This is a genomic window from Okeania sp. SIO2F4 (assembly GCF_010672385.1).
GTDB lineage: Bacteria > Cyanobacteriota > Cyanobacteriia > Cyanobacteriales > Microcoleaceae > Trichodesmium.
On record NZ_JAAHGT010001025.1, the window covers coordinates 1 to 3,343 of the forward strand.

The 3,343-nt window shown below is 37.2% G+C and carries 2 protein-coding genes; both read left to right on the plus strand.

Annotated features, from left to right (window positions below; all coding sequences use genetic code 11):
* Nucleotides 1-309: 309 nt before the first annotated feature.
* Complete coding sequence (locus F6K22_RS36585; RefSeq protein WP_293109590.1) at nt 310-996, plus strand: lecithin retinol acyltransferase family protein; 687 nt, start codon at nt 310-312, stop codon at nt 994-996.
* Between the two features lie 868 nt (nt 997-1,864).
* Nucleotides 1,865-3,223, plus strand: coding sequence for a cytochrome P450 family protein (locus tag F6K22_RS36590; protein ID WP_293109592.1), 1,359 nt, complete (start codon nt 1,865-1,867; stop codon nt 3,221-3,223).
* Nucleotides 3,224-3,343: the final 120 nt, after the last annotated feature.

Sequence of the window (3,343 nt, forward strand, 5' to 3'; positions counted from 1 at the left end):
CCTAAATATTTAAGTGCAATTTTAACCCTCAGAAGTCCGGTTTATGATGAACATACCATAAATATTTGATGGAAATAAATAAACCAGACTTCGAGTCAGAGATTATATTTTTATTTAAACCCTGCTCCGCCCGGCAAGGTTTTTAAGTGGAGCTTCATCAAGAAAAAGTATCACCATTCTTCTCGTCTATATATTTATACAATCAACATAAACAGCCTCTCAAAATATTTCTCTAAATACGGAAGTAGCTAATATATTTTTAGATTAAAATAGAATTAAGTAAAATTAGGTAAAACTTGAAAAAATAAGATGGCACGCGGAGAACAAATATACACTCTTAGAGAATTTCTAAATATGGATGGTGTTTACGAACATCATGGCATTGACTATGGCGATGGAACAGTTATCCATTATCGCAAAGGAACAGAAACTATTGAACGAACTTCTAAAGCATATTTTACTGATGGGAGAAAAGTTTATGTTAAACGTTACCCACTTCGTTATATTGCCGATACAGTCATTCAAAGAGCAGAAAGTAGACTAGGAGAAAGAAAATATAATATTGTTTTTAATAATTGTGAACACTTTGCGAGTTGGTGCATCACTGGAGTTAGCCATAGTCAACAAGTAAAAAACTTTATTCCTCTACTTCATCATATTAATGTCGAGCAAATATCAGAACCAATTAAGCAGGCAATTTTAGGCGTAAAAACTGAACTGGGTACTGCTGAATTAGTAAGTAAAGCTTTAGCAGATATTAAAGTAGCTTGGGAAAATATTCAACCTGAATATAAACAAACTTTACAGGAAATAGATAACTGGCAAAAAGTTGCGGTTGCAGCGCTTAAAAAAGACCGGGAAGATTTAGCTCGTGCTGCCTTAATGCGCAAGCGAAAACATCAAGAACGTGCTGATGAATTAGCAGCTAGTTTGCAGAAATTGGCAACTATGACAGAAACTCTTTTACGCAGCCAAAATTTAATTGGTAAAAATTAGTATGAGTTATGAATAGTTATAAAAAAGGTAGTGATGTAGAAGTAGTTATATTCTCCAAAAAAGTTATAGCAGTTTTGACAAAGGGAGAATACAAAAATAATATAATTAATAATTACCTTTTCTTAAAAATAAGAGGATTGTCTAAAAGGAATTTTTTTCTTTTTTATCCCTTAAAGGAGAGGCTTTAAACCAACGGTTTTAGGTAAATGCTATTCCTTTAAAAGGAGCGAATTCGATAAATTTTTTGTTCCTTGTTATACCAATTTACTTTAAAAATGTCACAAATAGTTTCAAACTTTAGATGGTAAATAATTTCCGGAAATGACAGTAGCATCAAAGTTTTGAACCTATAAAGTCTTAATGTATGACTTTTGACTTCCGTGAAACGGTATTACCTATTCTCTAAAAGTTCTGCATATATCAAAGTCACAATAAGACCAATTTTATCAACTTAGGCTACACTACTTATCCTATACTGAAATGTGAAATATAGCAATTCCCATAATGGTAAGTACAAAATTCGTTTGTTTTAGGGAATAGGGAACAGGGAATAGGGAATAGGGAATAGGGAATAGAATAGAATAGAATAGAAATAAAGATAGGTGTACCTCCGGAGCCTGAGAAACGCTATAATTTCCTGAAATTACTGTAGCGTCAAAGTTCTGAACCTATAAAATCTTAATGTATGACTTTTGAATGCATGACTTTTGAGTTCCATGAACATGATATAATTTTTAATCAAAATAATTGGGTCGCGCCACCCCACCTTGATGGGCGAAATGTTTTTGGAGGGTTGCTCACCCATCCCCGTTACAAAAACAACTTATGAGTTTATTAACACTAAACCAATAATACAGAAACAAACACTATGACTTCAACTACCCCACCAAGACAACAACCAACTAAAACAGCATCATTTATAGATACTGGATTAAATAATTTTCAAATCTGGGCATTGCAGAACCCAGAAAAAACATTCAGCAAAACTTTACTTCCCATAATTAACTTTATAGAAGGCTTAGTCGCAAACGCTCCCACATATCTAGACTACAAACGCCTCGTTTTAGGAGCCAATTTCTGCTGTGCTGGACAAGTAGTTATGGGAGAGTTTGCAGCAATAGAAACGGCATTGACTTCACAGCAAGCAAGAACATGGCGTTTAGGCACTACCATGCTCGCCAAAAATCATTTGCCTAATCAGGATATAGGCGAAAGAAACGTTTTTCTATTGGCACTTTCAGATGTGGAAGCAGGAGGTAGTAATGACCACGAAGCTTTCCGCAGATGTTTACAAGATTACATCACAAATGACTATGCAATAGCACGTCAGCAAGACGCGACCGCCAGAGAACTTCTCGACCAGTTAGCAGCAGATTATATAGATATGCCTCATGGTCTGGGTGGTGCTTTCTTTAGTGACGATGGGCGGGGTTGGAAGCGCTTTCTGATTAGATATCTCCACTATGTCTTATTTGGGTTAAACCCCAATGACAAAGATACAATGGACTTCCTCACAGATTTACACTACACTCGCCTCGGTACCCTGCGTTACTTTGCAGTTCTTAGTAGTCTCCTAGAAAAGTTAAATATAAAAGGGCATAAAAAAATGCCTGAGCTGATCGACCGCACAGCAACAATTTATGAACATTCCCCCGCTTTCGCTAACTTTGACGAACAGAGCGACCAATACAACGGTATGACCAGACGAGAACTAGCAAAGCTGACAACATCTATTATGAGTATTGCTGCTTTACAAGGACCACTGCATCTCGGTCAAACTGCTATGGGCGATCGCCGACTCCCTGCTTACGAAGGGCGAAATACATCCAACATTCAACCTACCGATCATTGGGATGGACTCGACCTCGACGACCGAGAGTCTGTACGACTATACCTTTTGGAATGTTCTCGTCTCTCGGCACCTGTTAGTGCTTCTCATAAAATAGCAACAGATGCTTTCACGGTGACTATAACTGGTCGAGAGCAAACTTTTCCTGCTGGTACAAAAATATTGATTCCTATGAGTTTAGGGTTATTAGACGAGAGCTTTTGGGGTCCGACAACCTATGAGTTTGATGCTAACCGAGAGAACCTTTGCCCTTATCACATGGGTTTCCATTCTGTAGGCGATCGTAGTGCGGGGCGTATTTGTCCTGGTAAAGATATTGCTATGAATATGCTTATGGATGTCGTTATTACTGTAGGTAAGGCGCGACGTTTTATTTGAGGTGATAATATCAAATCAGGTGGTATTGTTATAAAAAAGTCTAGAAACCGGGTTTGTGTTAAATGCTTCCTCCCATAAACCCGGTTTGTTATAACACTTCCATTGCAAGCAGATTTGATA

Bases quoted from the DNA above. Each gene is read 5' to 3' on its own strand.
- F6K22_RS36585 (WP_293109590.1), top strand. From the start codon at position 310: ATGGCACGCGGAGAACAAATATACACTCTTAGAGAATTTCTAAATATG.
- F6K22_RS36590 (WP_293109592.1), top strand. From the start codon at position 1,865: ATGACTTCAACTACCCCACCAAGACAACAACCAACTAAAACAGCATCA.